Annotated in this window: 22 protein-coding genes; 14 read left to right on the top strand and 8 right to left on the bottom strand. The window is 60.1% G+C overall.

From position 1 onward, the window contains the following. The first annotated feature begins 4 nt into the window (after positions 1 to 4). On the top strand, positions 5 to 4,627 hold the full coding sequence (gene gltB / locus HMPREF2860_RS07800; RefSeq protein WP_070628806.1) for a glutamate synthase large subunit: 4,623 nt from the start codon (positions 5 to 7) through the stop codon (positions 4,625 to 4,627). Then, complete coding sequence (locus HMPREF2860_RS07795; RefSeq protein WP_070431861.1) at positions 4,620 to 6,161, top strand: glutamate synthase subunit beta; 1,542 nt, start codon at positions 4,620 to 4,622, stop codon at positions 6,159 to 6,161. Before gltB ends, HMPREF2860_RS07795 begins: the two co-directional genes overlap by 8 nt. A gap of 8 nt (positions 6,162 to 6,169) precedes the next feature. Here the strand turns inward: HMPREF2860_RS07795 and HMPREF2860_RS07790 are convergent, their stop codons facing one another. Then, positions 6,170 to 8,734 (bottom strand): multicopper oxidase domain-containing protein, encoded by a 2,565-nt coding sequence (locus HMPREF2860_RS07790; RefSeq protein WP_065422979.1) that lies wholly within the window; start codon positions 8,732 to 8,734, stop codon positions 6,170 to 6,172. Between the two features lie 132 nt (positions 8,735 to 8,866). After that, entirely contained in the window at positions 8,867 to 9,070 is a 204-nt protein-coding gene (locus HMPREF2860_RS07785; RefSeq protein WP_049181234.1) for a hypothetical protein, read from the bottom strand. Between the two features lie 366 nt (positions 9,071 to 9,436). On the opposite strand from HMPREF2860_RS07785, the gene HMPREF2860_RS07780 reads away from it, so the two are divergent. The 6 genes from HMPREF2860_RS07780 to HMPREF2860_RS07755 are packed head-to-tail and all read left to right on the top strand — an operon-like array spanning position 9,437 to position 17,184. Next, positions 9,437 to 11,314: a polysaccharide biosynthesis protein gene (locus tag HMPREF2860_RS07780; protein ID WP_049181235.1), complete on the top strand. Its 1,878-nt coding sequence runs from the start codon at positions 9,437 to 9,439 to the stop codon at positions 11,312 to 11,314. Between the two features lie 18 nt (positions 11,315 to 11,332). Next, complete coding sequence (locus HMPREF2860_RS07775; protein ID WP_049181237.1) at positions 11,333 to 12,577, top strand: lipopolysaccharide biosynthesis protein; 1,245 nt, start codon at positions 11,333 to 11,335, stop codon at positions 12,575 to 12,577. Between the two features lie 3 nt (positions 12,578 to 12,580). Further along, positions 12,581 to 13,771: a glycosyltransferase family 4 protein gene (locus HMPREF2860_RS07770; protein ID WP_049181239.1), complete on the top strand. Its 1,191-nt coding sequence runs from the start codon at positions 12,581 to 12,583 to the stop codon at positions 13,769 to 13,771. Continuing rightward, positions 13,771 to 14,949 carry a DegT/DnrJ/EryC1/StrS family aminotransferase gene (locus HMPREF2860_RS07765; protein WP_070431863.1) on the top strand — a complete coding sequence of 393 codons (1,179 nt, stop codon included), beginning with the start codon at positions 13,771 to 13,773 and terminating at the stop codon, positions 14,947 to 14,949. The genes HMPREF2860_RS07770 and HMPREF2860_RS07765 overlap by 1 nt, the downstream gene beginning before the upstream one ends. Continuing rightward, positions 14,946 to 16,508 (top strand): O-antigen ligase family protein, encoded by a 1,563-nt coding sequence (locus HMPREF2860_RS07760; protein WP_070628743.1) that lies wholly within the window; start codon positions 14,946 to 14,948, stop codon positions 16,506 to 16,508. The genes HMPREF2860_RS07765 and HMPREF2860_RS07760 overlap by 4 nt, the downstream gene beginning before the upstream one ends. Positions 16,509 to 16,518: 10 nt before the next feature. Next, complete coding sequence (locus HMPREF2860_RS07755) at positions 16,519 to 17,184, top strand: sugar transferase (protein ID WP_049181242.1); 666 nt, start codon at positions 16,519 to 16,521, stop codon at positions 17,182 to 17,184. Here HMPREF2860_RS07755 and HMPREF2860_RS07750 read toward each other — a convergent pair. Beyond that, complete coding sequence (locus HMPREF2860_RS07750; RefSeq protein ID WP_049181272.1) at positions 17,168 to 17,863, bottom strand: NeuD/PglB/VioB family sugar acetyltransferase; 696 nt, start codon at positions 17,861 to 17,863, stop codon at positions 17,168 to 17,170. The genes HMPREF2860_RS07755 and HMPREF2860_RS07750 overlap by 17 nt on opposite strands. A 58-nt stretch (positions 17,864 to 17,921) precedes the next feature. Next, entirely contained in the window at positions 17,922 to 18,449 is a 528-nt protein-coding gene (locus HMPREF2860_RS07745; RefSeq protein WP_070431865.1) for an HPP family protein, read from the bottom strand. Between the two features lie 76 nt (positions 18,450 to 18,525). Between HMPREF2860_RS07745 and HMPREF2860_RS07740 the strand changes: the two genes are divergently transcribed. After that, positions 18,526 to 18,819: an RNA-binding S4 domain-containing protein gene (locus HMPREF2860_RS07740; protein ID WP_070431866.1), complete on the top strand. Its 294-nt coding sequence runs from the start codon at positions 18,526 to 18,528 to the stop codon at positions 18,817 to 18,819. Positions 18,820 to 18,822: 3 nt separating this feature from the next. Continuing rightward, complete coding sequence (locus HMPREF2860_RS07735) at positions 18,823 to 19,704, top strand: VOC family protein (RefSeq protein WP_038627226.1); 882 nt, start codon at positions 18,823 to 18,825, stop codon at positions 19,702 to 19,704. Positions 19,705 to 19,707: 3 nt separating this feature from the next. On the opposite strand, the gene HMPREF2860_RS11335 is transcribed toward HMPREF2860_RS07735, so the two are convergent. The 3 genes from HMPREF2860_RS11335 to HMPREF2860_RS07725 all read right to left on the bottom strand — a co-directional run bounded on the left by HMPREF2860_RS11335 (position 19,708) and on the right by HMPREF2860_RS07725 (position 21,730). Next, a complete protein-coding gene (locus HMPREF2860_RS11335; protein WP_255463551.1) occupies positions 19,708 to 19,833 on the bottom strand; it encodes a hypothetical protein in 126 nt (41 codons plus the stop codon). Positions 19,834 to 19,952: 119 nt separating this feature from the next. Continuing rightward, a complete protein-coding gene (locus tag HMPREF2860_RS07730) occupies positions 19,953 to 21,137 on the bottom strand; it encodes an isocitrate/isopropylmalate family dehydrogenase (protein ID WP_049181253.1) in 1,185 nt (394 codons plus the stop codon). A 44-nt stretch (positions 21,138 to 21,181) separates the two neighbouring features. Continuing rightward, the gene (locus HMPREF2860_RS07725; RefSeq protein ID WP_070628742.1) at positions 21,182 to 21,730 is read right to left on the bottom strand and encodes a neocarzinostatin apoprotein domain-containing protein; all 549 of its coding nucleotides are present in this window, start codon (positions 21,728 to 21,730) and stop codon (positions 21,182 to 21,184) included. A gap of 203 nt (positions 21,731 to 21,933) precedes the next feature. Here HMPREF2860_RS07725 and HMPREF2860_RS07720 point away from each other — a divergent pair, with 203 nt between their 5' ends. Genes HMPREF2860_RS07720 through HMPREF2860_RS07705 form a run of 4 tightly spaced genes read left to right on the top strand, consistent with a single transcriptional unit; the run spans position 21,934 to position 25,636 of the window. Continuing rightward, on the top strand, positions 21,934 to 23,043 hold the full coding sequence (locus HMPREF2860_RS07720; RefSeq protein ID WP_070431868.1) for a heme/hemin ABC transporter substrate-binding protein: 1,110 nt from the start codon (positions 21,934 to 21,936) through the stop codon (positions 23,041 to 23,043). Between the two features lie 11 nt (positions 23,044 to 23,054). Continuing rightward, a complete protein-coding gene (locus HMPREF2860_RS07715; protein WP_049181259.1) occupies positions 23,055 to 24,134 on the top strand; it encodes a FecCD family ABC transporter permease in 1,080 nt (359 codons plus the stop codon). Beyond that, positions 24,134 to 24,916 (top strand): heme ABC transporter ATP-binding protein, encoded by a 783-nt coding sequence (locus HMPREF2860_RS07710; protein WP_070559976.1) that lies wholly within the window; start codon positions 24,134 to 24,136, stop codon positions 24,914 to 24,916. Before HMPREF2860_RS07715 ends, HMPREF2860_RS07710 begins: the two co-directional genes overlap by 1 nt. 33 nt (positions 24,917 to 24,949) lie before the next feature. After that, positions 24,950 to 25,636 carry a biliverdin-producing heme oxygenase gene (locus HMPREF2860_RS07705; RefSeq protein ID WP_038627236.1) on the top strand — a complete coding sequence of 229 codons (687 nt, stop codon included), beginning with the start codon at positions 24,950 to 24,952 and terminating at the stop codon, positions 25,634 to 25,636. Between the two features lie 56 nt (positions 25,637 to 25,692). On the opposite strand, the gene HMPREF2860_RS07700 is transcribed toward HMPREF2860_RS07705, so the two are convergent. After that, positions 25,693 to 26,367, bottom strand: a complete 675-nt coding sequence (locus tag HMPREF2860_RS07700) for a hypothetical protein (protein ID WP_224786662.1) — start codon at positions 26,365 to 26,367, stop codon at positions 25,693 to 25,695. Positions 26,368 to 26,423 lie beyond the last annotated feature (56 nt).

Here is a 26,423-nt window from a genome sequence, read left to right as displayed (position 1 = left end):
AGCCATGACTCTGACCGAAACAGCGGCCACATTGCCTCGTGGTCCTCAGAGGGAAGGTCTCTACCACCCGTCGAACGAACACGATGCGTGTGGCGTGGCCTTTGTCGCCGACATTTACGGTCGCCAGACCCATGACATTGTGGAAAAGGGCATTCAGGCACTGGTCAATCTCGACCACCGCGGGGCCGCCGGTGCAGAGAAGACCACTGGCGACGGTGCCGGCATTCTCATTCAGGTTCCGGATGCCTACTACCGCGCTGAGCTGAGCAAGGAAGGCGTTATTTTACCGCCGGCGGGAACCTACGCCACTGGTATCGCCTTCCTGCCGCAGTCGCGCATGGCCACCCTCGATGCCATTCGGGCTATTGAGGACATCTGCGCTGAAGAGGGCATCGAGATCCTGGCATGGCGCGATGTACCGATCGACGCTGAAGGGCTCGGCCAGATGGCCCGTCAGGCTATGCCAGTGCTCCGTCAGCTCTTCGTTACCGCGAAGAACTACGAGGGGCGCCAGCTCAGCGATATTGATCTCGACCGCAAGATGTTCTTCCTGCGTAAGCGCTGCGAGCGTGAGCTGGGCGAACGGGGCGCCGGCGAGGGCTCTGGCGGCGACACCGTGTACTTCCCGTCGCTGTCCAGCCGCACAATTGTCTACAAGGGTATGCTCACTACCCCGCAGCTGAAGGATTTCTACCTTGACCTGCAGCAGAAGGAAGTTACTTCCGCGCTGGCCATCGTGCACTCGCGCTTTTCCACGAACACTTTCCCGTCCTGGCCGCTGGCACACCCGTACCGCTACGTCGCTCACAATGGTGAGATCAACACCGTGCGCGGCAACGAAAACTGGATGCGCGCCCGCGAGTCGCTGATTCGCTCTGGCAAGCTGGGCAATATCGACCGCGCGCTGCCGGTGTGCGACCCCAACGGTTCTGACACTGCGCGTTTCGACGAGGCCCTGGAGCTCCTGCATCTCGGTGGTCGCAGTCTCCCGCATGCGGTCATGATGATGGTTCCGCAGGCCTGGGAGCACGATGACAACCTCAGCCCGCAGGTTCGCGCGTTCTACGAGTACCACGCCTGCCTGATGGAGCCGTGGGACGGCCCCGCCGCTATCTGCTTTACCGACGGCCAGGTCATCGGTGCCATCTTGGATCGCAATGGCCTGCGGCCGGGACGCATTTGGGTGACTGACGAGGGCCTGGTGGTGATGGCCTCCGAAGCTGGTGTCTTGGATATCCCGCCGGAGCAGATTGTGCAGCGCACGCGCGTACAGCCGGGGCGTATGTTCCTAGTGGACATGAAGGCCGGTCGCATTATTGAGGACAAGGAGATTAAGTCCACGCTGGCCGCCACTGGGCCCTACGAGGAATGGATCAAAGAAGGCCTGGTCGACATCGCCGATTTGCCACGAGAGCGCTACCAGTACATGCCGCATGCCCGCGCGGTGTTACGACAGCGCGTCTTCGGCATCACCGAAGAAGACGTTGACCTAATCATCCGCCCGATGGCACTCACCGGCGCGGAGGGCCTGGGTTCGATGGGCTCGGACACGCCGATTGCGGCGCTGTCCAACCGACCTCGCATGCTGTTCGACTTCTTCTCGCAGCGGTTTGCACAGGTGACCAACCCGCCGCTGGACTCGCTGCGCGAAAAGTCCATCACCAGCATGAATACGTTGCTGGGGGCAGAGACCAACATCTTGGAGCCCACTGCCGATGCCGCCCGTCGTATCCGGCTAGAGCATCCAATCCTGGACAACCACGACTTTGTCACCCTGTGTCAGGCGGGCAAGAACGAGGAGTACTCCGAGTTCCGCGCCGAGGTCATCTCCGGCCTGTACCCGGTCGCCCGCGGTGGCCGTGGCCTGCGCAACGCTATTCGTCGTGTCCGCCGTGAGGTCTCTGAAGCCATTGACCGTGGTGCCCGACTGATTGTGCTGTCTGACCGTGAGTCCAACGAGCGCTTTGCGCCGATCCCCTCGCTGCTGCTGACCTCCGCGGTCCACCACCACCTGGTGGAGGAACGCACTCGGACGCGTGCCAGCCTCATCATTGAGGCTGGCGACGCCCGCGAGGTGCACCACATGGCCATGCTGCTGGGCTTTGGTGCCGATGCCATTAACCCATACATGGCTTTCGAAACCATCGATGAGCTGCGCATGAAGGACCAGCTCGGTGATCTGACGCTGGATCAGGCCTGCTCGAACTACTGTAAGGCCGCCTCCAAGGGCGTGCTGAAGGTCATGTCCAAGATGGGTATCGCCTCGCTGCAGTCCTACCGTGGTGCTCAGTTGGCTGACACCGTCGGTCTGTCGCAGGAGTTCTTGGACGAGTACTTCACCGGCGCTGTTTCTCCGCTGGAGGGCATTGGCCTCGACGAGGTCGCAGAAGATGTTGCCGCTCGCCACCGCAGCGCATTCCTGCCGCGTCCGGAAGAGCAAGCACACCGCGAGCTGGATCTCGGCGGCGAGTACAAGTGGCGCCGCGAAGGCGAGTACCACCTATTCAACCCGGAGACCATCTACACGCTGCAGCATGCGACCCGCACTGGTCAGTACGCGGTCTTCCGAGATTACACCAACAAGGTCGATGAGCAGACCAAGCAGCTGGCAACTCTGCGCGGCATGCTCGAGTTCGTCTCGGATCGCGAGCCGATCGACATTGGAGAGGTTGAACCGGTCTCCAGCATCGTCAAGCGTTTCTCCACCGGCGCGATGAGCTACGGTTCCATCTCCGCGGAGGCGCACGAGACGCTGGCTATTGCCATGAATCGCCTGGGTGGCATGTCCAACTCCGGCGAGGGCGGCGAGGACCCGGACCGCTTCGAGATGGAGGCCAACGGCGACTGGAAGCGCTCTGCCATCAAGCAGGTCGCATCGGGTCGCTTCGGCGTGACCAGCCACTACCTGTCCAACTGCACCGACATCCAGATTAAGATGGCCCAAGGCGCAAAGCCCGGCGAAGGTGGCCAGCTGCCACCGAACAAGGTCTACCCGTGGATTGCGGAAGTCCGCATCACCACCCCGGGCGTGGGCCTGATTTCGCCGCCGCCGCACCACGACATCTACTCGATCGAGGATTTGGCGCAGCTCATCTACGATCTCAAGAACGCCAATCCGCGCGCCCGCATTCACGTGAAGCTCGTCTCCGAGCAGGGCGTGGGTACCGTCGCCGCTGGTGTTTCGAAGGCGCATGCCGACGTCGTGTTGATCTCCGGCCACGATGGCGGCACTGGTGCCTCGCCGCTGACCAGCCTCAAGCACGCCGGTGGTCCGTGGGAGCTGGGGCTCGCTGAAACCCAGCAGACCCTGATGCTCAACGGGCTGCGCGACCGCATCCGCGTGCAGTGCGACGGTCAACTCAAGACCGGTCGCGATGTCGTGGTCGCGATGCTGTTGGGCGCTGAGGAGTTCGGTTTCGCCACCGCTCCGCTGGTGGTGGAGGGCTGCGTCATGATGCGCGTCTGCCACCTGGACACCTGCCCAGTCGGTATTGCCACCCAGAATCCGACGTTGCGGAGCAAGTTCACCGGCCGTGCCGAGCACGTGGTCAACTTCTTCACCTTTATCGCCCAGCAGGTCCGTGAATACCTCGCTGAACTGGGTTTCCGTACCATCGATGAGGCGGTCGGACATGCCGAGTGCCTGCGTCCGCGCAAGGATCTGGGCAACCTTCCGCGCGTCGCAAAGCTTGACCTGGAGCGAATCCTGCACGTTGCCGAAAGCCCCTTCTTTGCGGACCAGGATTCCTACTGCACCAAAGCGCAGGACCACGGCCTCGAGGGTGCGTTGGACGAGCGTCTCATCGACGAAGCGCAGCCCGCACTGCGCACGGCGCGCGCGAATGGGTTGGCGCCGACGCCAGTGGCGCTGCACCACGCCATCAGCAATGTGAATCGTTCCGTGGGCACGCGCCTGGGGTACGAAGTCACGAAAGTCGCAGGTAAGCAGGGGCTTGCCGACGACTCCATCGTCGTCAACCTGCTCGGTTCCGCCGGTAACTCACTGGGCGCTTTCGTGCCAGCCGGTGTGACCATCAAGCTGGAGGGCGATGCTAACGACTTCGTCGGCAAGGGACTGTGCGGCGGCAAGATTGTGGTTCGACCTTCACGTTCGGCTCCGCCGACCGCGGATGTGGCTACCGACACCATTGCCGGCAACGTCATTGGTTTCGGTGCCACCAGTGGTGAGATCTTCGTCCGCGGCACTGTCGGTGAGCGCTTCTGCGTGCGTAACTCCGGTGCTACGGCCGTGGTCGAGGGCATCGGTAACCACGGTTGTGAGTACATGACCGGTGGCCGCGTCGTAGTGGCGGGTCCGGTCGGTCACAACTTCGGCGCCGGTATGAGTGGCGGTATCGCCTATCTGCTGGATAACGAGGCGACGCGGGCGAACATCAACACCGAGCTGGTCGACATCGTGCCGCTGGGTGATGAGGACATCAGCTGGCTGGAGGCCACGCTGTCGAAGCACCGCAAGCTCACGGGTTCCAAGACTCGGTTCCCGGCTGCACAGTTCATCAAGATCATGCCGCGTGATTATGCCCGAATTCTCGACGTAGTCGCGAAGGCAAAGGACAACGACGCTGACATCAACGAGGCAATCATGGAGGCAGTAAGCAATGGCTGATCCGAAGGGTTTCATGAAATTCCAGCGCGAAGAGCCTGCTCATCGCCCGGTTCCGCTGCGTCTGATGGACTGGAAAGAGGTCTATGAGGAGGCTAGCAACGGGCAGGTGCAACAGCAGGCGACCCGCTGTATGGACTGTGGCGTGCCGTTTTGTCACTCGACCTGCCCGCTGGGCAACATCATTCCGGAGTGGAATGACCTGGTTCGTCAGAACCGCTGGCACGAGGCTTTCGAGCGCTTGCACGCCACCAATAACTTTCCCGAGTGGACCGGTCGCCTGTGTCCGGCTCCGTGCGAGGGCGGTTGTGTGCTCGGCATCAACGACGATGCGGTGACCATTAAGAGTATTGAGCTGGCCATCGTTGAACGCGGCTTCGATGAGGGCTGGGTGCAGCCGATTGTGCCGACTTTCGACACCGGTCAGCACATCGCTGTTATCGGCTCCGGTCCGGCGGGCCTTGCTGCAGCACAGCAGCTGACTCGCGCCGGGCATGATGTCACGGTCTTCGAGCGTGACGACAAGATCGGTGGTCTGATGCGCTACGGTGTACCGGACTACAAGATGGAGCAGCGCTTCCTCGACCGTCGCCTTGAGCAGATGGAGATTGAGGGCACTGAGTTCCGCACCAACGTCTCACCGACCGCCGCTGACCTGGCCGAATTCGACGCGGTTGTTCTAGCTACCGGTGCGTCACTTGCCCGTGACCTACCTGTCGATGGTCGTGACCTCGAGGGCATTCACCAGGCTATGGAGTACTTGCCGGGCGCCAACCGCGTTGCCGTAGGCGAGCTCGACACCCCGCCAATTGATGCCAAGGGCAAGAAGGTTGTCGTCATCGGTGGTGGCGACACCGGCATTGACTGCTTCGGTACCGCGCTGCGCCAGGGAGCGGTGTCCGTCACGCAGTTCGATATCCGTCCGCGGGCTCCGAAGTCCCGTGCGGCGTCGACTCCGTGGCCGATGTATCCGCTGGTCTGGCGCGTAGCTACTGCCCACGAAGAAGGTGAGTACACCATCACCGGTTCCGAGCCGCCAGAGGTTACCGAGGCACTCGGCCTTAACGCTCGCGTCACCGGTGAGACGCTGGGCAAGCGCGTCTTCAACGTCAACACCGTCTCCTTCCACGGCGAGGACGGTCACGTGACCGGTCTGTCCGCCAACGAGGTCGAGGTCATCGATGGGAAGCGCGTGCCCATGGAGGACACGGATTTCGAGCTCGATGCCGACCTAGTTCTCATTGCTCTGGGCTTCTCCGGTCCGGAGCGCGGGGGCCTGCCGTATGAGCTGGGGATTCAGTTCAACGATCGCGGTGTGATGATGCGTGATGACGACTACCTCGCCGTGCGCAGCGACATCGAGCAGAACTTCGACGGTCCGGTGTTCGTGGCCGGTGACAATGGCCGCGGTGCCAGTTTGATCGTGTGGGCCATCGCCGAAGGCCGCGCCTGCGCCGAGGCCGTGGACCAGTACCTGATGGGTGAGTCCAACTTGCCTCGCGCGGTGGAGCCGGAGGATGCTCCAATTAAGTTGTAAACCCTGGTTTAGTTCACCACTATGTCGCCGCGTGCTCCCATTTCGGCATGCACCATCTGGTGGTCAACAAAGCGGTACGTGCCCGGCTCCGGGAATTCGGCCTCAACATAACCACCCTGCGCGGCACCGAGGTCAAGGGCTTGGGCGCCGCCCACGCCGTCGTCAAGCAAAAGCGTTCCCTCTTTGTACACGCGATGGAACTGCGTACCGACGATGTGGAAGCTCGTGCCCTTGTTGGGGCCTGCGGCCAGTAACCAGAAACGTACCGTCTCACCTGCGCGAATGCGGATGGGGTGGGTGAGATACTGGTCGGGGTAACCGTTGAACTTGTAGATATCCGGATCCTCGGCCATGACCTTGTCGGCATCGGGGCCGGCTTCGCCCCAGTAGCTTTCGGACTGCACCAGAAGAACTTCGTGGTCGACTTCTGCGAGGCTCGGCGGGTCAATGATGACCGCACCGTGCATGCCGGCAGCGATGTGCATGGACATGGGCATGGTTGCGCAGTGGTACATCCAGATGCCCGCCCGGTCGGCGCGGAAGCGGTACTCAAGCTTCTCGCCAGGGGCAATGTCTCGCATCGGCTCATCCGGCGAGACAATGCCCGCGTGGAAGTCGATGGAGTGACTCATCGTGCCATCGTTAATGAGCGTGACGACGAACTCGTCGCCCACCTTGCCGCGCAGGGTTGGCCCCAGCGGTTTGCCGTTGAATACCCAATGCTGCTGCTCGACGCCAGGGGCAGCGTAGCCGGTGAACTCGCTGGCTCTCAGGGTGACGTGGTGGACTGTAGTGTCCTCGGCGGGCGCCAATATTGGATTAATAGTAGGGGAGTCTGGGCCGGGTTGCTCGCCGACATTCCCGAGCGCACCGGGAGTGGCATGGTCAGCGTGGTTGCCACGTCCGGTGTGGTGTGAATGATCAGTGCTACCTGTATTGACCGTGAGCGTCATGCCCATCTGGCGGTGACCAGCAATGGTGCACCAGCCGTCAATGTCACCGGGAACAACCGGCACTTCAATGGTGGCGGAGTTGCCAGGGGCGACACGTCCGGTGTCCTCGCCGGTGGCCAAGCGCAGATCGTGGACCTGGGAATCAGCGTTGACCATGGTGATGACCAGGCGGTCACCGGGGTTGACCTCGATGATGTTTGGGGTGTACGTCATATCGTTGGCGGTAACCGTGACCTCGACGGTCTCGCCGGTGGGTGCGATATCGCCGGTGGTTTCAATGCTGCCCGTTCCGCCGCCACCGCTCAGCGCAACACCAATAGTCACTACCAGGCCCAATACAGCCAGAGCGGCGGTAGTTTGAGCACCGAGTCGACGTGCAGTTGCGTGCAGTTCGACCGGCTTCGGCGTTGCTTCTTTGTTGGCCCGTGCCTTCTGACTTTCTTTCAGCGCACCAATCTGAGCCTTCGCGGCACGGCCGACAAGTGGCAGATAAGACACCAAGGCAAGGGAGACCATTGCGGAGACCGCCACTTTGGTCCAGGAAGGCAGCGGCATTAGCCACAGTGCCAGACCAATATTGATGATCGACCAGCGGAATGCGCCCGCGCGGTCAAGTTCCTTCATACCGGCAGAGACTGGGCCAGCACCTCCGCCGATGGTGGCGGGCAAGAGTTGGCTCATCATGCCGATAAGCAATTGTGCGCCGAAACCGATTACCAGCGGCAGCGTAAGGGATGAGATTACGAAGCTGCCGTCAAGCGCCTTGACTGTGGCAACTGTGAGTGTGCCGATCAGCCAGACGGCCGCAGCCGCAACAGACAGCGCCGGGTAGCTGAGGCGGTCGCGGGGGTCTTTAGCGACAGTCATGACGTTGTGCGCCCACGGAATGGCGGCTATGACCCAGCCGATAGTGATGATGCCAAGGCCGACGGAGGCGAACCAGTTGAAGCTGGTCAGCGCACCGATTGTGGTAGTCGCGATACCTATGAGCTGTACTGCTAGTGCCAGCTTCGGGCGGGAATGCGGCGACATCTGGGTTCGCCACAGCGCTGGGAACATGGTGATGAGCGTGCCGCAGGCCGCGAGCCCGAGGAAGCCAATAATGTTGATGGCTTCATGTGCCAGTAGGAGGTCGTCGTGAAGCGCTTCGCCCTTCGGAGATGCGAGGATGGCGCCGAGCGTGGCGCCGATCGGCAGTAGGCATGCCGACGCGACGTAGTACGCAACAGAGATGGCGAATGGTCGATCGCGCTTCGCTACCAGGTCGCGTCCGAGGGAAATCGCATGCCATGCGACGGCGACGCCGACGACCGCCGCGCCGGCCGTGGTCACTGGCCACCAATCGCCCAGCTTGCCGACGACCGTTGCGACAATGCCCGCGTTGAGCAGGTAAATGTTTGCTAACTGAATGTGCCGATTGCCATCGGGCACATCGATTTTCAGTAGTTTCTCGGTGAAGTGGCGGCCCCAGATAAGGATGGAGTTAGTGACGGCGCCGAGGGTAAAGAGGTGCACCAACAGCCAGCGCCCATCGGTGACAAATGGGTGGACTAATGCGGCCACAATGATGGCAGCGAACCACCAGCGCACCGGCATACCGGCCTTGCGATGCCAGGACATGCGGTGACTCTTGCCAGGTTTAGAAGGGGGTTTGGTTGTGGGGGCTTGGGGCTCTGGTGTGGCGGGCGACGACATATATCAATAATACGCATACTGGTTGCGCATTTAATAGGGGTACATGTAAGAGTGCTTTTATTTGGGCAGGTCTTCGCCGTTTTTGTAGGCCTGCCAGAACTGTGTGGTCTGCTGTGTCTGACTCATCCGGTTTTGAATCAGCATCAGGGTAGCAAGCAATAGCGTCATCACCGTTAGAACTGAAACGGCAGTAATCAATGCAGCAAGGAAGGGCTTCCGGATGATGAAAGCGTGAGCCCGACGCGTTGATGATGTGCTCACGGGGGAAGTGTAACCCTTTTGTCAAAAACGATTATTTGAGTATTCACGCAAATACTTCCGTGAATAAGCATCTCAATAAAGAGGCGATTTTGCATTAATTGGAATCGTCGGGAAGTGGTTACGTTAGAAGTTAGTTTGTACAGCTAGTTATATGAATGTAAACAGATTGAAGCTTCGGTAAATAGTTGGCGAAACATTGTTTTACCAGGGGGAATGATGGATGGAAAGGGTGGCTTTTTGGCCACCCGAACGATGGGGTAGCCCTTTGGGGTAGGAGCTGTAAATGTAGTTCATATCGCATAGTATGCCAAGCCTGTGGAACGCATTGTGCGTAGGAAAATTTAACCAGCAATAAAAGGCATAAGAATGTTTATCCGAGACTGGAAGCAGCTCGCCTGGTGTGTATTTGATGTACTCGCCTGGCTGGTTGCGCTGTCCGCCGCTAATGGAATCGTCCGCGGTGAATTGGTATCTTTCTCTGAAATATCAGGCACTAATTTTTTGGTTGTCGCTGTCGCCGTGGTAGTCATCGTCCTGCTTGGCCTGCTGCTCGGGGAGTACACCAACCCGCAACGCGTATGGCCCGGCAGTCGAACTGAAGATATTGTTCTGCTGAGCATCAGCATGGGCGGCGCTACCGCAGCCACTGGTTTGGCTCAAATTCTGAAGACCTTCCCGGAAATTGCGTGGTACGTTCCGTTCGCCGGTGGCTGTGTCGCAACTTTGGCAAGTATCTATACCCGAACTCTCGCTCGCTGGATTACCGATAACTTTGGCACCCGCCAGACGGATGATCGCTTGATTGTTCTCGGTGCAGGCCGTCGAGCCAAGTTTTTTATTAACAGCCTTACGGGTTCCGGTATTTCCCGTGAGAACCGCTTCCACTTGGTTGGAATCGTCGATCCCGAAGAAAGCGGTGAGAACCATATTTCTCGTATCCATGGTCTCCGCGTGATTCGTGGCATTGATCAGTTGGGCGAAGTCGCATCGCGCACTTCGGCGCAGTCGGTCATCATTGCGACTAATGAGCCACTGTCCACTGAGTGCATCAATGTCCTCAACCACATTTGTGAGGAATCGTCCCTGCGCCTGCTTATTCTGCCGCCGGTGGAGGAGTACTCGCGCCACCGTGGCGCTGTCGCTACCTCGCAGGTGCGCGAAATTAACATCGCCGACCTCATCGGCCGCCAGCCGCTGCACCTGGATGAATCCAAGGTCGCTTCGATAATCCGCGGTAAGAAGGTGCTGGTCACAGGCGCTGGCGGTTCTATCGGTTCCGAGATCTGCCGACAGGTTCACCGCTTTGAGCCGGCAGAACTTATCATGCTGGATCGCGATGAGGGCGGCTTGCATGCCACTCAGCTGTCGCTGACAGGTTCGGCGCTTCTCGACGGCTCCGATACCGTCTTGGCTGATATCCGTGACGCGGAAATGCTGACGCAGATTTTCACCGAGCGCAAGCCCGATGTTGTCTACCATGCTGCAGCTCTCAAGCACCTGCCGCTGCTGGAGAGCTACCCTGCAGAAGCAGTGCAAACCAATGTCATCGGAACCCAGAACGTCCTGGATGCAGCCGCTGCAGCCAATGTTTCAACCGTTATTAATATTTCCACGGACAAGGCTGCGAACCCAGCCTCGATTCTGGGTGAATCCAAGCGCGCCGCAGAACGTCTGACTGCGCACATGGGGCAAACTCACGAAGGTGTCTGGGCATCTGTCCGCTTCGGTAACGTGTTTGGCTCGCGTGGCTCGGTCATTACGACTTTCCAGCGTCAGATTGAAGAGGGCGGCCCGGTTACGGTGACGCACCCTGACGTTCAGCGCTACTTCATGACCATTCCGGAGGCATCGCAGCTGGTGCTGCAGGCTACCGTTATTGCAGAGTCCGGTGAGACTCTGGTGCTGGAGATGGGTAAGCCGGTCAAGATTGCTGAGCTGGCGGAGAATCTTATCAGGCTCCATGACGCAGACGTAGAGATTGTCTACACGGGTCTTCGCGAAGGTGAGAAGATCTCCGAGGACTTGGTTGATGACCGCGAGGTTCCCAAGATTGGTGATCGTCATCCGCTGATTACTGAGGTACGTGTTGAGCCGGAACGGCTGAATTCGCGGATTCTCCCGTGCACACATAATCACGATGCTGCACGTCGTTGGCTTGTAGAGCACGGTGGGGCGCAAAGCAGTATTGCGGCGTATACCGCTGGTGCACAATCACTTGCAACCGCTAGCTCGAAGGCAAAATAGTTAGGATGACTCCCCACCGTGACAATCACCAGCTCCTCTAACTCCGGGCAGCTGGCACAAAGAGTTCGAACAGTTGCGACGATTTCGGCAGCTTCAGCGCTCGCCGCAGTCGTCGCCTTTGTGGTCAGTATTCTTTCCGCGCGAGTGCTGGGGCCCGCCGGTCGAGGCGAGGTCGCTACCGTTTTGCAGTTCGCCTATATTGTGGCGCCCTTCGTCGGCTTTGGGGCCGATCGGCTTTTGCTGCGCCGCGATGATTACGACCACGGTCTCATTCCGAGTGGTTTCGCCATGACTGTGGTCGCTCTGATTGCCTGTGCCATCGCAGGTGTCGTCTACGGACCGTGGACGGCAATGGCCGGCGTTGTCGCCTTGGTTACCGTGTCATTTTCCATGGTTCGTGCGATGGCTATCAGCCGCCATCGAGTGTCTTTCTTTGTCGCAGTATTCGTCGGTTTCCAGGGCTCAGTACTGCTGATTAGCACTGCATTGTATTTTGCAGGAGTCGAGGACTGGCGCTGGTGGGCTGCGGCCTATATCTTCCCGGCGCTGCCCCTGGCAATCTGGTCGCTAGCGAAGTCACGCAAACACACCGATTCCCGTGTTGGCGGAGTGGTAGAGACGGCTCGAACAAATGCCCCATTCATCGCATCGGGCCTGGGACCGCTGACGACGACACGCTTGGGGCGCGTTTTACTGCCGGCGCTGGCCTCACCGGCGTCGTTAGGCCTTTTCGTGGTCGTGGCGACGGCGACAGAGCCGCTGTATTGGGTCGCGCAGTCGGTCGCCGATCAGCGCACCAGCGACCAGAGGGGGCGCGAACTCACCCCGTCTCGTGTGCTCCGACACCTTGGCATAGTCACTGCAGCGTACGGCGCGCTTGGTGCGCTCGGTGGTGTGGCACTCTACTTCCTCATCGTGCCGGTATTCGGCCATGAGTTTGAGCCTGCCCGGGAGTTGGTGCTGCCACTGACTATCGCGGCCGTGGTGCTCGGCTGCTACCGACACCTGTGCGGTGAAATTCTCGGCAGCGACAATCCCCGTCGAATTGGCCGAGTGGAGCTCATTTCCGCCGTTATCGCTGTCATTTGTTACCCGATTGGCATTCTTCTCGGAGACGCCCTCGGCCTCGCGTGGACTAGCGCAGTTGTCTATTTTGCAGCAGCCGTGGTTGCGGCAGTGGCGCTAATGCGGCCAACCGGAGGCCAGAAGAATCCATCAACTACCACCGAAGAACTCCCCGTCGACGTAATCGAGGAAAGCTAAACAATGCGAATCACTTATATCCACCAGCACTTTGTTCTCCCCGGTGAGCCGGGTGGTTCTCGACCCTACGAGTTTGCCCGCCGAATGGCCGCTGCAGGCCACGAGGTGACAATGATCTGTGGTCGCGATGAGGCCATGGATAAAACTGTTGATGGCATCCACGTGCGTCGTCTAGCGATTCCGTACCGCAATGAAATGTCGAAGCGCGAGCGCATCGTCAGTTTCTTCAACTTCCTGGTGCGCGCCTCCGCGGTTGCTGCTCGTGTGCCTGCCGACGTGATTTACGCGTCCTCGACTCCGCTGACTGTGGCGGTTCCGGGAATTGTGGCGAAGTTTACCCAGCGTGCGCCGTTGGTGGCGGAGATCCGTGATCTGTGGCCAGAGGTGCCAATCAAGTTGGGCTACCTCAATAATCCGGTGGCGATTTTCCTGGCCAAGCAACTCGAGAAGGCATTTTATGCGGCATCGAGCGAGGTCGTGGCGCTGTCGCCGTCGATGGCCGATGGCGTCAAAGAGGTAGCTCCGAAGAAGCGCGTGACCGTTATTCCGAATGCGTCGGACTTTGAGCGTTTTGATGTCCCGGCCGAGCAGCGTGCAGCTTTCCGCAAGGAGCAGGGCTGGGGCGATGACGTGGTGGCGGTCTACGCTGGTGGTTTTGGCATGTCCTACCAGCTGGAGTGGCTTGTGGATTTGGCGGCGCAGCTGCGTCGTGATGGCGTGGAGAATGTGTGCTTTGTCCTGCTGGGGCAGGGAAGCGACTCGGATGCGTTGTACCAGCGCGCTGAGAACGCTGGCCTCGATGCCGATGCGATGTTCCTCGGCCGTCAGCCGAAGGAAGATGTCGCCAAGTACGTGTCTGCCGCCGATATCGCGCTATCGCCGCTGCGTGATGACCCCTGCCTGGAGGGCAACTCCCTGAACAAGGTCTTCGATGCCATGGCCGCATCGCGTCCGGTGGTGTTCAACCACGGTGGCTGGCTGGAGGAAGCCGCAACCGAGCACGATGCCGGTTGGCGTCTCTCGCGCGATATTCCGACCGCGGCCAAGCGATTCGCTGAAATCATCTCCGACCGCGATGAGATGCGCGCAGCGGGACAGCGAAACCGCGAACTGGGTGAGAAGCGTTTTGCTCGTGACAGCCTGTACAACCAGCTCATCGAGGTACTCAACCGCGTCCGAAAGGTTCAGAAGTAATGACTAACGCCGACGCTAACAAGCCCAATGAGCGGATCTTTCTTTCGCTCGCGACAGTCACCGAAGCAGAAGAACAGGCCGTCGTTCGTGCACTCCACTCTGGTTGGGTGGCTCCGTTGGGCCCCGAGGTAGACGCGTTTGAAGCGGAGATTGCCAAGCGCTGCGGTGTTGAGCACGCGCTCGCACTGTCGTCTGGTACTGCTGGCCTGCACTTGGCGCTGCTCGCGCTGGGGATTGGTGAAGGTGACTACATCCCGGTTTCCACCATGACCTTCGCGGCCACGACCAACGCCATCGCTTACGTCGGCGCTACGCCGGTGTTTATCGATGCCGCAGAGGACGGCAACATCGACCCGGAGCTGCTGCTCTGCACCGTCGATGAACTGCTTGCCGAGGGCAAGAGCGTTCCCGCCGTGATGATTGTGGACCTCTTCGGCCGCTGCGCCGACTACCCGGCCTTCGCGCCACGCCTGGAAGAACTCGGCATCGCGCTCATCGAGGACGCCGCCGAGGCGCTCGGTGCTAGCGTCGATGGTCAGCCGGCCGGCAGCTTTGGTCGTGCCGCCGCGCTGTCTTTCAACGGCAACAAAATCATGACCACCTCCGGCGGTGGCATGCTGCTGTCCAACGATGCTGATCTCATCGCCCGCGCGCGCTACCTGTCCACGCAGGCGCGTCAGCCCGTCGCTTGGTACGAACACACCGAAATCGGCTACAACTACCGTCTTTCCAATCTGCTTGCCGCGCTGGGGCGGGCGCAGCACTCGCGTCTGGACGACATGATTGCTCGCCGTCGCCAGATTCGCGACGCGTACCTAGATTTGCTCGCCTCGCTTGACGACGATGCCCCTGGTAAAGGTGCCCGCTTGCTCTCTGACTCCGACGAGCGGTTCACCGAGAACTGCTGGCTGACCTCGATTGTGCTGCCACAGGATGCCGTCGATAAGGGCGTGCTGAGCCCGGACAGCGTGATTGCGGCGCTGGGTGAGTCCAACATCGAGGCTCGTCACCTGTGGAAGCCGATGCACCTGCAGCCGGTGTATGAGGGCGCGCGAGCGACCATCAACGGTACCGCTGAGAATCTTTTCTCCCGCGGCATTACTCTTCCTAGTGGTCCGGCGCTGGACGATGACGACGTCGCGCGGGTGATAGGTGTTTTGAAGGAAGTGCTGGGATGACTTCTACTGAGGTAGCTGGAGAAGCTGTAAAACAGCGAAAACCAATACTGCAGTCGCTATTTATTGTGGTGGCCGCAGGAATGTTTGCTGGTGTTCTCTACGTTGGCGACACGACGATGAAGGATGTCTCCGCAGCGCTTCCTGATTTATCTTTGGCATTGCCGATTTTGGTGATCGTTGCAATCCTTACCGCCGTTGGCACGCCTCAATCTCAGCGCCAGAGTTGGTTGAACGCGATGAAAGGCGCTGGCAATGTAAAACAGTGGCCGATTGCAGCGTGGGCATTAGTGGCGTTCTATGTCTGGCTGTTATGGATGATGCTGTCCGGACTATGGGCTCCTGAAGCTGCCGAAGTCGCTCCCGTCGTTACTGCGTTGATAACGCTCGGACTCATCGCCACGGTGTCAGCGATACTGTTCTATTTGCATCCTCAGGCACTGGTGTGGCTGTGGTTAGCAATAGCCATTTGCTCGCTTATTTTTCTCTACGGCGGCATTACTGGTCCGAAATATGTCGGACGTATGACTGCGTTCGGCGGTGGCCCGAATGTCTTTGCCCGTTTCATGCTGTACGGCATCGCGGCAGCTGTGTTTTTTATGCTGTGGCGTAAGTTCATGTGGGCAGCTCTCTTGTTCGCTGCACCATTTGCTTACGGTCTCGTTGCGTCGGGAAGCCGCGGTGTACTGGTTGCTACCACCGTGGTAGTCCTCTTTACCGCAATAGCTGTGTTTTTTCACTGGGGTTGGAAGTGGGCGACTGTTTTTTACGTCGCTGTCGCCGCAGCGGTCGCGTATGGATACTCGCGATTCATCGCAGGTACCGAGATTGAAGAGTACTTTAAGACGCGCTTTATCCAGTTGACCTTCGAAAAAGAACATGATTCTGGGCGTAGTTATCTTCACGATGAAGCTTTCCGAATCATGGGTGAACACCGCATCTTTGGTGGTGGTCTGCACAGCTTCGTTGTGCTGTCGACACCGAGGTCTTCACGTCCACTGGAGCATCCGCACAATATCTTCTACACAGTCGGATCTGAAGCGGGTGTCATAGGAATCGGTCTGTTTGTGATTGTGCTGGTTGTGTTGGCAATCGCCTGTCGCCACCTATTCAAGTTTCTTCAAGCTGGTCTGACCGCAGCTGTAGCGTTAGCCGTTCTTGTGGCACAGGTTTTTTCCGGCTACTACTACGATTCCCGTTCGCTATGGCTATTTGGCTTTGCAGCAGCATTTGCAATGCTGAGCCTACGGTGCCGCGCGCAGGACACAGCATCGGTAGAACCAGGGCTGGAGCCGCAACCAGAACCCGCAGCCGAGCCCGAACCAGTCATGGTCACCGATACCGCGGAGCCGGTTGTGCCGGAGCTGGAGCCAGCGGTGGACGTCGTCAAGCAAAGTGCGCCTGACAACAAGAATGACAACAAGAAACTGCGCGTTGCGGCAGCGTCGTTTGCTGCGGCTGGTGCAGCGGGTGCGATCGGTTGGTTGGTCAGAAACCGTTCAAATGCGGAAGTCGATGCGCGTGCCGAAAAGCTTCTGCGCGAAATGTTCAACGAAAAGTAGGAGATGACCAATGGAATCACTGAGCATCCGCGCGCAACGGGTAATTAAGCGTGGCGTCGACATCGCGGCATCTGCAGCAGGCCTGATTGTGCTGTCGCCAGTTATGGGTGCTACGGCGCTGGCAGTACGGCTTTCCATGGGGAAGCCAGTCCTATTCCGCCAGGAACGCCCGGGCCAGGATGGTGAGCCGTTTAATATCCTCAAGTTCCGGACGATGCACCACGTCAATCCGGCAAAGGGGCTTGTCGACGATGCGTCCCGCCTCACGGAGGTAGGAAAATTCCTTCGTTCCACAAGCTTGGATGAGCTTCCGGAGCTCATCAATGTTCTGCGTGGCGATATGAGCCTCGTTGGTCCGCGTCCGCTGCGCATGAAGTATCTGGAGCGCTATTCGCCGCGCCAAGCACGCCGCCATGAGGTGCCACCGGGAATTACGGGGCTTGCCCAGGTCTCGGGCCGCAATGGCATCACCTGGGAAGAACGTTTCGAGTACGACGTGCAGTACGTGGATAATTGGTCGCTACTGCTCGATGCAAAGATCCTGCTCGACACGATCTTGGTGGTGCTGAGGCGCGAAGGCATCTCAGAAGAGGGCCAAGCGACCATGACTGAGTTCACCGGTTCGTCGGACAAGGGGTCGTCGGATAAGGACGTCTCCGCTAACGAAGATTCTTAATCACACTTGCGGGAACACCGGCGACAACGGAGTAGTCATCGACGTCTCTGGTAACTGCGGCTCCGGATCCGATGTACGCTCCCTCGCCGACGGTGAGGCCGGGGTTGATTACGGAGTTGGCGCCTAGGGTGCAGGCTTCGCCAAGCGTGACAAAGCCCGACACGGCATTGAGCGGGAAGATTGTGCAGTAGTCCCGCAGCACCGCATCGTGGCCGATTGTGACATTCATATTGATTTGGGCGTGCTTGCCTACCTCAATATTGCAGGTCAGGCGTGTTCCGGGGCAGATGACCGTGCCCTCGCCGAGTGTGACCAGCGCGCCAATGCTGGTGTCTGGGTGGACCAGGGTCGCGGGCACGAGCCCCGCGGCATCTGCGCGTTGCGCAATCGAACGTCGAGCAGCGCCGCTGCCGATTGCGACTGTGTAGTAGCCCCCCTCGGGCAAGTCCGCAAGGACCTCAGTTTTGCCCAAGAGTTGCACGCCCATTTTGTGGAAAAAGGTCATATCTGGGGTGCCATCATCGATAATGCCTAGGATTTCCCACTGCTTTGGCATTCCGTTTTCCACGGCGTAGTCGTTGATGTCCTTGATGAAGCTGACCACGTTTCGTCCAAAACCACCAGCGCCGACGATGACAATCTTTTCGGTCGTCGTGTTGTTAATCCACTGCTTTGGCATGAGTGTCATTATCCCACTGATACCCGTATTTAGCCGGAGTGCGTGCCCCAGAATCCGCCTACCACCAGTACGTCGGATACCGAAGGCCGCGCAGTCGGTTGGCGAGGATCCCCAGCACCACAATCATGATTGAAGAGGCGAAAACGAAGCCAAGGAGACGGAAGTTGTTGCTGATGTCGGGGCCGTGCGGCATCAGCGCGGTGACAATCGCGGTAGCGGTCGCTGGGGAGTGAGCTGCCCGAGCGATGAGCATAAGTGCGAAGGCGATACCGGCGGCGATTGCCGCGGTGATGATGGAGACTCCTAGAAGGCGCGACATTAGGATGCCAGTAATGCAGCCGATCAGGTGTCCAACTACAACATTTCGCGGTTGTGCCAGGGGCAAGTTCGGTGCGCCGACGATAAGGGCCATGGCGGCCCCAATAGGGGGCAAAAACAGCAGGTCGGAAATGGAGTTTGAGATGAGTGCCATTGTCATAAGCGGCAAACTCACAGCTACTGAGGCGGCGACAATATGGCGCAACGGAGGGCGGGGTGGCGCTTCGCTGGCGATTCGGGGCCGCTTCGGAGACCGTGAATTAGACATGAGAAAGATGTTAGGGTGCGCTGCCTCATCTCCGTAGCGGTTCGAGATTATTACCGGATATGACACACTTAAGGGCATGGAGCCTATCGATGTCGCAATCCGGGATGAGTCCATCCGTCTCGGGCAATTCCTGAAGTTGGCAAACCTGGTGGAAACGGGCGGTCTGGCCAAGGAACTCATTGCTGAGGGCCAGGTCAGCGTGAACGGTGAGGTCGACACTCGCCGTGGCAAGGTGCTGCGTCCAGGGGACGTCGTCTCTGTTGCCGGTATGTCGGCACGCGTGGCCACCACCGATGAAGTCGATGATGACTACTTTGATGAGGCCACCGCCGATGATGACTTTGATCCTGAAAAGTGGAGGAACCTGTAACTCATGCCCGCATTTCCCGCCGAATTTGGCATGCCCCTGCGCGTAGATCTGCTCTCCGCCGCACCGCGTAAGACCGAGCGCTTCTACCGCGGCGTTCTCGGGTGGGCCTACCGCAACACCGCACCAATCCATGAGGATGCCCGCGAGGCCTCCGCTGGTCGCCGTGTTGCCATGCTGTCCGGAATGCCGGTGTCGGTACTGCTTGAGGCCGATAAGGACGCGGAGGATGCCTTCGTCAACCAGTGGCGCGTGAACTTCCATGTCGACTCCGCCGCTGGTGCCGTCGACAAGGCGCGTGAGCTCGGCGCCGAGGTCTTCCAGGAACCGACCCCGCTTGTCGACGGATCCACGATGGCCGTCGTTTCCGACCCCGCAGGCGGCCTCATTGGGCTGCTGGAACAGCCGGGTGAGCAGGCCTTCATTGCAGCGGGCGAGCCCGGCACCCCGGTGTGGTTCGAGCTGGTTGCAGGCCCGGAGGAGACCTTTGAGCAGGTCGCGGACTTCTACCACAACTTCTTTGGCTGGGAAATCGCAGTGCGCAACAAGAACGAGCACGGCACCTTCGCAGTCGCGATGGAAGACGGGGCACCATTTGCAGGTTTGGTAGCCAGCTCGGTTGCCGCGCAGACCGATGCTGCCGATAAGAGCTTCGTCGGCTGGCTGGCCTACCTCGGCGTGGAGAATATCGACACCGCTGTCGCCAAGGCTGAGGAACTGGGCGGTTCCGTGCTCGTTGCCCCGCAGGCCACCGAGTTTGGTCCGCTGGCAACCGTGCAGGACCCGTGTGGCGCGGCAGTTGTGCTCTGCGAGGTGCCGCTGCCACCGGAGGAAGACATCCGCGAGTCCGACCCGCTGGAAGGCATTGACCTCAGCCAGTTCCAGTAGGAGCTAGAGCTCTTCTTCGTCGTCCTCAGGGTCCTGTTTTCCGGTGTAGTTAACGTGTAAAGGATCGTCTTCGTTAGTGATTTCACGTAAAGGCACAGCCTGCGCAGCGTTATACCTGTTTTTACTCATACTTCTTGACCCTCCCCCTATGAGTAATCCCAGTCATCGGCGCTCTCCTTATTGGCGGAGGGTCAACGGCTGGGATTGATAGCGACCACTTTAATTGCGCTTCTTAATTGAGTCAATGCCTACAACCCCAGCTCCGCCCGCACCGCAGCCACAAAGTCGCTGGTAGTTGCGGTGCCGCCGAGATCCAGCGTCGGCGCGGTGCGAGTCGCGGCGTAGACGGCCTGGCGCAGCTTGGCGGCCGGTGCGAGCTCTGAGGTCGGATGCCCAAGATGTTCCGCGCACATTGCCGCTGAGAGCAAAAACGCAGCCGGGTTAGCAACGCCGCGACCCGCAATGTCAGGTGCCGAACCGTGCACCGGCTCGAAAACCGCGAAGTTATCGCCCACATTCGCCGACGCCGCCAGCCCCAGCCCGCCAATCAGCCCAGCGCCGATGTCACTGAGAATGTCGCCGATAAGGTTCTCCGCGATGATGACATCAAAGCGCGCCGGGTCGGTCACCAGCTGCATTGCCACGGCATCCGCATTGGCAAAATCGAATGCGACCTGCGGATACTCCTCCGCAACCTGCTCAACCGCCCCGCGAATCACACGCGCAGAGTCCCGCAGGATATTCGGCTTGTCCGCCACCGTCACCGTCGGCGTGGCCTCCGAATCGGGGTTTGCCGCCTGCCGCGCGAGAGCCAACTTAGCCGCCTGTCGCGCAAGGCGGTGCCACGCAAAGGACGTCGTCACGCGCAAAGAAACCGCAACTTCGCCATGCTTATCGACGGCGCGAGCCACCGTCGAGTCCTCCACCACCTCTGCCCACAGGTGGTGGTGCGAGGAGTCGGCCGGGGCGTCGTGAGGCGGAAGGAGATAGTCGTGACTGTAGAGGCCCTCGGTGTTTTCGCGGACGATGGTGAAGTCGGCAGCCGCGCCGGGCAGGGTGACCGGGCGGATGTTGGCGAAGAGATCGAGGCGCTGGCGCAGCTGGAGAACAGGGGAGCGGTAAGTCAGGCCGGTACCGCTCAGATGCGGTGCTAGTTCTTCCTCGGCCTCGCGAGCGGGCTTGGAGGTAATCGCCGCGAGGAGAGCGGCATCGCTGCGCTCTAGTGTTTCCCAGGTCTCCTGTGGGATGGGATTGCCGTGCGCGCACCATTGTGACCAGCCAATATGTGCCTCTTTCAGTTCCCAGTGGGGGAAGACGCCGGTGATGAGTCCTCGGCAGGCATCGGTGATTTCGGGGCCGATGCCGTCGCCGGGCAGGAGTGTGATGCGGCGCGGTGCCGCCTCTTTGGCAGTCGCAGGCTGGTCGGTTTCCATGGCTCTTAGCCTAGGTCTGCGACACCTGCGCGTGTGTGGTTTGGCTACTTTGCGAAAGTAACCGGGATTTCGGTGATGTCCTCGAAACCCTCGCTGTGGTCGCCGAAGAGCTTCAGCACGCACTCCTGCTGAGTACAGTCCACGGCCTCACCGGTGGGGACGACGCTGAGCTCGAAGTGCGCAGTGTTGTCGTCGGCGATGGTGGTGGTGCCACCGGACTTCTTGGTAATCCACTGCTGCGACTGGGTGCCGGCACTGCGGTCACCGGTGCAGTCCGGGACGGGGTTGCCTGGAGCCTTCTCTGCGGCGCAGAGTGCGGCGTAGTAGCCGTAGTCGGGGTCGAGGCCAGCGAGGTCGACGGTGATGACATCGCCCTCGGACAGGTCGTTGACCGGCTCGGCCTCCATGGTTACTTCACCGGCGGTGGCGTCGGTTTCTTGAGCCTCAGCCGAACTGGTGGTTTCCGAGGCGTTGGCAGCATCCTGCGCGGCACCGTCTGGGGCATCTGAGCCACAGGCGGCGAGAAGTGGAAGTGCGGCGACGGCCGGAATGGCCAGGAGAGCTGCGCGACGCTGGAGCGTACGGGTAGTCATAGGAGGTAACGTCCTTCCGAAAAACTGTTAGAAATTACTATCTTTTTTTAAGGATAGGCTAACCTAGAACCAAAAGATAGCCTAAGATTCTTTGGGTGAGTAGAGCAAAGTCCTTTCTAAGCTCTTTGTTACTAGTGTTAGTCGTTATTTAGTCATTCTTTTGTCGTCTATCTCCGTGCAGCGTCAGCTCACAGAGGGGGAATATGTTCACCGTGCCTGCCTGTCGCGTTCGCAGCCTTGCCGGGACACTGTTGAGTGTTGTCCTGGTCGCAGGACTAGTCGCCTGTGGTTCCGATGATGCCGCGCCGCAGGGGGCGTCGTCGTCAAGCGCTGGCGTGACGACGGTACCGCGCGCCGACAACATTTCCGCTCACGGTGGCGCGCATGCGAACCTGCCTTCGGAAAACCCCGAAGTGCTGCTAAAGGATCCGAAGCCGGCAGAAGGTAAGGACTACCAGCGTATTCTCACGCTTGACCGGGCGGGAGCACTCAGTCGTTCGGTCTACACACTTGGTCTTGGAGACCGTTTGGTGGGGCGCGACTCTGCCTCCGATTTCCCGGCGGTAAAGGATCTGCCAAACCTCACTATCGGCGGGCATGCGGTCAATGCTGAGTCGGTGATGAAGCTAAAGCCGGAGCTCATCATTACCGATGGCTCGATTGGCCCCAGCCGCGTGTTCGACACGTTTGAAAAAGCGGGGATCACCGTCGTCCATGTGTCGGACGAGCGCACTCCCGAGACCATCAACACGCTTATCGACGAAGTTGCGGCCGCAGTCGGCCTGGCTGACCAAGTTGGCCCAGTGAAGGAGCACCTGGACAAGGAGCTGGCGGCTGCGACCGAGTACGCGCACGCCAAGGCCGATGGCCGCAAGATGATGATCCTCTACGTGCGCGGAACCGGTGTGGCCATGATTGCAGGGCCGGACTCGGGTGGGCGTTCTCTGATTACTCGTCTGGGCGGTGTTGATGCCGGCGAGGGCGTTGGTATTCAGGGCGCGTTCACGCCGATTACTCCGGAGTCCCTGATCGCTGCGGCTCCCGACACCATCTTGGTGATGACCGGTGGCCTGGAGTCCGTCGGCGGGATTGAAGGTCTGAAGGAGATCCCGGGCATCGCGCAGACCCCGGCGGGCCAGAATGAGTCCGTTGTGGATGTGCCGGATTCGCAGCTGCTGTCCTTTGACTCGCAGTCGCCGCGTGCCATCCGCGCCATTGCGGATGCTCTCTACGGTGGCGGTGCTGGTTCTGGTTCTGGTGCAGGCTCTGATGCGAGTGCTGATGCGAGTGCAGACAAGACTGCGGGGAAGTGACTGGCTGAGCAATGCAGACAACCGCGAACAAAACTATTCCGTTCAGACAGGCGACCGTTTTCATCGGGCTCGCCCTAGCGCTGGTGCTGGCAATAGGCTGGTCGGCCTCCGTGGGGCAGTTCGGCGCCACCATCGGCGAATCACTGAGCTCAATGGTGAGGCTAGTGTTCAATGGCGGTCTCGGTGACGCGCCAGAGCCCATCGACACCGTGCTGTGGCAAGTGCGACTACCGCGCATCGCGCTGGCCTGCCTCGTAGGCGCGGGGCTAGCCCTCGCGGGTGTGGCGCTGCAAGCGGTGTTCGGCAACCCGCTCGCTGAACCCGGCCTCATCGGTGTTTCCTCCGGCGCTGCCGTCGGCGCTGCTACCGCCACAGTTTTGGGCACCGCCGCCGGGCTTTCCGGGGTGCTTGGCGGAGTGTTGAGTGTCTTCGCCAGCAGCTGGGCTATTGCGGTCTCAGCTTTTATTGGTGGTGCGGTGGCCACGGCTATTGTGGCCGCCAATGCGCACGGTGGCCGCGACATCGCCCGAATCATTCTGGTCGGTGTGGCTGTGAACTCCATCTGCGGTGGTCTGGTGTCGCTCCTGACATTCGTAGCCTCCACGGCGGCCCGCGACCGCATTGTGTTCTGGCAGATGGGCTCGTTTGCCAGCGCCACCTGGACGCAGGTTGTCATCATTACGCTGGTGACAGTTCCAGCCGTAATTGCCATGTGGGTCAGCTACCGCAAGCTGGACATTCTGAGTCTTGGTGAAGCGCAAGCCCGTCACCTGGGTATTAACGTCGTCACGCTGCGTCGCGCCATCATTTTTGGCACGTCCCTGGTCGTGGCGGCTGGAGTGGCATTTTCCGGCATCATCGTCTTCATCGGTCTGGTCGTGCCGCATGCTGCACGACTGCTGTTGGGACCAGCGCATCGCACGTTGATTCCCGCATGCATCCTCGGCGGCGCGCTGGCCACAACGCTGGCCGACCTCGCGGCTCGCACCATGATTACCGGTGCGGACTTGCCGCTGGGAATGCTCACCTCGATTGTCGGTGGCCCGCTGTTCTTCTGGCTGCTCCTGCGTTCGAAGAGGGCGGTGCACTAATGGAAATCCACTCTGGTCTGGGCATTTCTGCCGAAAATGTCAGCATCACCCTGGATGGTCACCGCATCCTCAACGATATTTCCGTGGTCGCCGAGCCCGGAAAAGTCACCGCGCTGGTCGGCCCGAATGGTGCCGGAAAGTCGACACTGCTCGCAGCGCTTTCCGGCGACCATGAGCTCAGCGGCGGCGACGTCCGGATCGGCGAGCACTCCATTGCCGAGCTCTCCATCGCTGACCTGGCCCGCTACCGCGCTGTCCTGGTGCAGAGCCAAGAGCTGTCCGTGCCATTCACCAGCCGCGAAGTCATCGACTTCGGACGCAACCCCTGGGGCTGCCCGAACGAGGAGCTGCTCGCGGAAGTCATCACTGAATGCGACGTCGCGCACCTCCTTGACCGGGAAGTCCCGACCCTCTCCGGAGGTGAGCGCGCCCGCGTCCACAGCGCGCGCGTGTTCTACCAGGACACTCCCGTCGTGCTTCTCGACGAACCAACCGCGGCCCTGGACCTCCACCACGCCGAAAAAATCATGGGAATGATGCGCGCCCGCGCGGAGGCGGGCAAAGCCGTGGTCGTGGTCCTGCACGATTTGTCCGCCGCAGCGGCGTATGCCGATCACGTTGTGGTGGTGGCGCAGGGGCGCGTCGTAAAGCAAGGCCCGCCTGCGGAAACCCTGGATGCACAGACCGTCAGCGAAGTCTACGGCATCGGTGTGGAAGTGCTTCAGGACTCCGCGGGCAACCCCGTACTGGTGCCTCAGCGCGGACAATACCTCTCACCCTAGTCTCCGAAAAGCCCACAGAGAAAGAAGAAAACCATGGTTGAAAACGCGATTAAAGAAGGTGACAAGCTGGCTGCTCAGCCCTTGGCAGAGCGGCTCAAAGTGGAGACTTCCGGTGTCCACAGTGAAGCGGAAAACTCCGACTTCATGTCGAGACTGCTCGCGGGTGAACTGGATGCGCAGGCGGCCATCGATTTAACCGGTCAGCTCTACTTTGTGTACGAAGCGTTGGAGCAGGCAGTGCGGTCCACTGCGGAGTCAGAGCAGGTCAGCGCGGTCTACGATGCGCAGCTGGAGCGCCTGGAAGCACTGGCAGCCGACCTTGAGCACTTGGTGGGGCCTGATTGGCGGGAAAAGATCTCGCCTGTGGAGGCGACAAAGAACTACGTGGCCGAGCTTCGTGAAATCGAAAGCAACGGCAACGCCAACGCCGCATTGGCGCACCATTATGTTCGCTACTTGGGTGATCTTTCTGGTGGTCAGGTGATTGCGTCCATGCTGGCCAAGCACTACGGCATCGGTGCGGAGGGAACCCGATTCTATGACTTCTCCGCGATCGGAAAAATTAAGCCCTACCGCGACGGCTACCGACGGAGTCTGTCTGAGCTGGGCATTTCGGATGCCGATAAAGATGCCGTGGTCGACGAGGCGAAGAAGGCATTTCGTCTCAACCGAGCGATCTTCCACGACCTAGCTGGTGGTCTGGACGACGTGGTGGCGTAGGTTGCGGCGTAGGGCGCGAACTGGAGTGTTGCGACTGTGGCTGCGGGTGGTGTGCGTTAGCCGATGTACACCACTGCGTTACGGCCGCCCGTGCACTTGATGTTGCCGCCAGCAGGACGGCACCACATGTTGTAGGTCAGGCCAGTCGTTGGGCTGTAGGCCGTGATGGTGCCGGATTCCGCACCAGTGGAATTGCGGTAGCGGACGTAGGCTCTGTGGACATTTCGAACGAACGGATCGCTCGTTGAGGACGTGCCCTTCCACGCACTGGAGAGGTTGCCGCCAGCCAGGCCACGTGACGAGCCCGAGGACCCAGCAGAGCCACCAGAGTTCGCGGAGTTTGGAACGACCACGGTCTCAGTCTGCGTGACCGGTGGGTTGGGCTGGCTCGAAGCATCGGCAGCGACCTGTGTAGTGGCAGCCGTCTGTGTGTCGGCCGCAGTCGCCGAGTCATCTTTGTCTAGGGTGACATAAAGTACCGCGCCAATCAGACCTAACAACACCACACACAGCACTGAGATGAGCGCAATCATGGCGCCGGAAGTGCGTGAGTTCTGCTGCGGATACGCCGGGGCTGCGTAGGCGAAAGTTGGTGCTGGTTGCGCAGCGAATTGGGGCTGCGGTTGAGGTTGGGGTTGGGGCGCCTGGTTTGGGTACACGGGACCGAACGAGCCGGTGGAAGGATTCGAACTGTAGTTGGGGTCTGAGCTGGGGAACTCGTTATACGACATGCTGGACGTACCAATCGCGAGGAGGAAGTGTTCCCCCTGTGATGGGCCTAACCCGC

Origin of the sequence: Corynebacterium sp. HMSC064E10 (assembly GCF_001812505.1) — a bacterium.
GTDB classification, from domain to species: Bacteria; Actinomycetota; Actinomycetes; order Mycobacteriales; family Mycobacteriaceae; genus Corynebacterium; species Corynebacterium amycolatum.
The sequence above is the reverse complement of the archived record's forward strand: the minus strand, read 5'-3'. Positions and strand labels throughout refer to the sequence as shown.

What these genes read in the sequence shown, in the direction of transcription:
- HMPREF2860_RS07715 (WP_049181259.1), top strand. Translation starts at nt 23,055, where the DNA reads ATGCAGACAACCGCGAACAAAACTATTCCGTTCAGACAGGCGACCGTT.
- HMPREF2860_RS07705 (WP_038627236.1), top strand. Translation starts at nt 24,950, where the DNA reads ATGGTTGAAAACGCGATTAAAGAAGGTGACAAGCTGGCTGCTCAGCCC.
- HMPREF2860_RS11335 (WP_255463551.1), bottom strand. Translation starts at nt 19,833, where the DNA reads ATGAGTAAAAACAGGTATAACGCTGCGCAGGCTGTGCCTTTACGTGAA.
- HMPREF2860_RS07700 (WP_224786662.1), bottom strand. Translation starts at nt 26,367, where the DNA reads ATGTCGTATAACGAGTTCCCCAGCTCAGACCCCAACTACAGTTCGAAT.
- HMPREF2860_RS07740 (WP_070431866.1), top strand. Translation starts at nt 18,526, where the DNA reads ATGGAGCCTATCGATGTCGCAATCCGGGATGAGTCCATCCGTCTCGGG.
- HMPREF2860_RS07770 (WP_049181239.1), top strand. Translation starts at nt 12,581, where the DNA reads ATGCGAATCACTTATATCCACCAGCACTTTGTTCTCCCCGGTGAGCCG.
- gltB (WP_070628806.1), top strand. Translation starts at nt 5, where the DNA reads ATGACTCTGACCGAAACAGCGGCCACATTGCCTCGTGGTCCTCAGAGG.
- HMPREF2860_RS07750 (WP_049181272.1), bottom strand. Translation starts at nt 17,863, where the DNA reads ATGCCAAAGCAGTGGATTAACAACACGACGACCGAAAAGATTGTCATC.
- HMPREF2860_RS07780 (WP_049181235.1), top strand. Translation starts at nt 9,437, where the DNA reads ATGTTTATCCGAGACTGGAAGCAGCTCGCCTGGTGTGTATTTGATGTA.
- HMPREF2860_RS07745 (WP_070431865.1), bottom strand. Translation starts at nt 18,449, where the DNA reads ATGTCTAATTCACGGTCTCCGAAGCGGCCCCGAATCGCCAGCGAAGCG.
- HMPREF2860_RS07710 (WP_070559976.1), top strand. Translation starts at nt 24,134, where the DNA reads ATGGAAATCCACTCTGGTCTGGGCATTTCTGCCGAAAATGTCAGCATC.
- HMPREF2860_RS07795 (WP_070431861.1), top strand. Translation starts at nt 4,620, where the DNA reads ATGGCTGATCCGAAGGGTTTCATGAAATTCCAGCGCGAAGAGCCTGCT.
- HMPREF2860_RS07755 (WP_049181242.1), top strand. Translation starts at nt 16,519, where the DNA reads ATGGAATCACTGAGCATCCGCGCGCAACGGGTAATTAAGCGTGGCGTC.
- HMPREF2860_RS07725 (WP_070628742.1), bottom strand. Translation starts at nt 21,730, where the DNA reads ATGACTACCCGTACGCTCCAGCGTCGCGCAGCTCTCCTGGCCATTCCG.
- HMPREF2860_RS07760 (WP_070628743.1), top strand. Translation starts at nt 14,946, where the DNA reads ATGACTTCTACTGAGGTAGCTGGAGAAGCTGTAAAACAGCGAAAACCA.
- HMPREF2860_RS07720 (WP_070431868.1), top strand. Translation starts at nt 21,934, where the DNA reads ATGTTCACCGTGCCTGCCTGTCGCGTTCGCAGCCTTGCCGGGACACTG.
- HMPREF2860_RS07765 (WP_070431863.1), top strand. Translation starts at nt 13,771, where the DNA reads ATGACTAACGCCGACGCTAACAAGCCCAATGAGCGGATCTTTCTTTCG.
- HMPREF2860_RS07730 (WP_049181253.1), bottom strand. Translation starts at nt 21,137, where the DNA reads ATGGAAACCGACCAGCCTGCGACTGCCAAAGAGGCGGCACCGCGCCGC.
- HMPREF2860_RS07790 (WP_065422979.1), bottom strand. Translation starts at nt 8,734, where the DNA reads ATGTCCTGGCATCGCAAGGCCGGTATGCCGGTGCGCTGGTGGTTCGCT.
- HMPREF2860_RS07735 (WP_038627226.1), top strand. Translation starts at nt 18,823, where the DNA reads ATGCCCGCATTTCCCGCCGAATTTGGCATGCCCCTGCGCGTAGATCTG.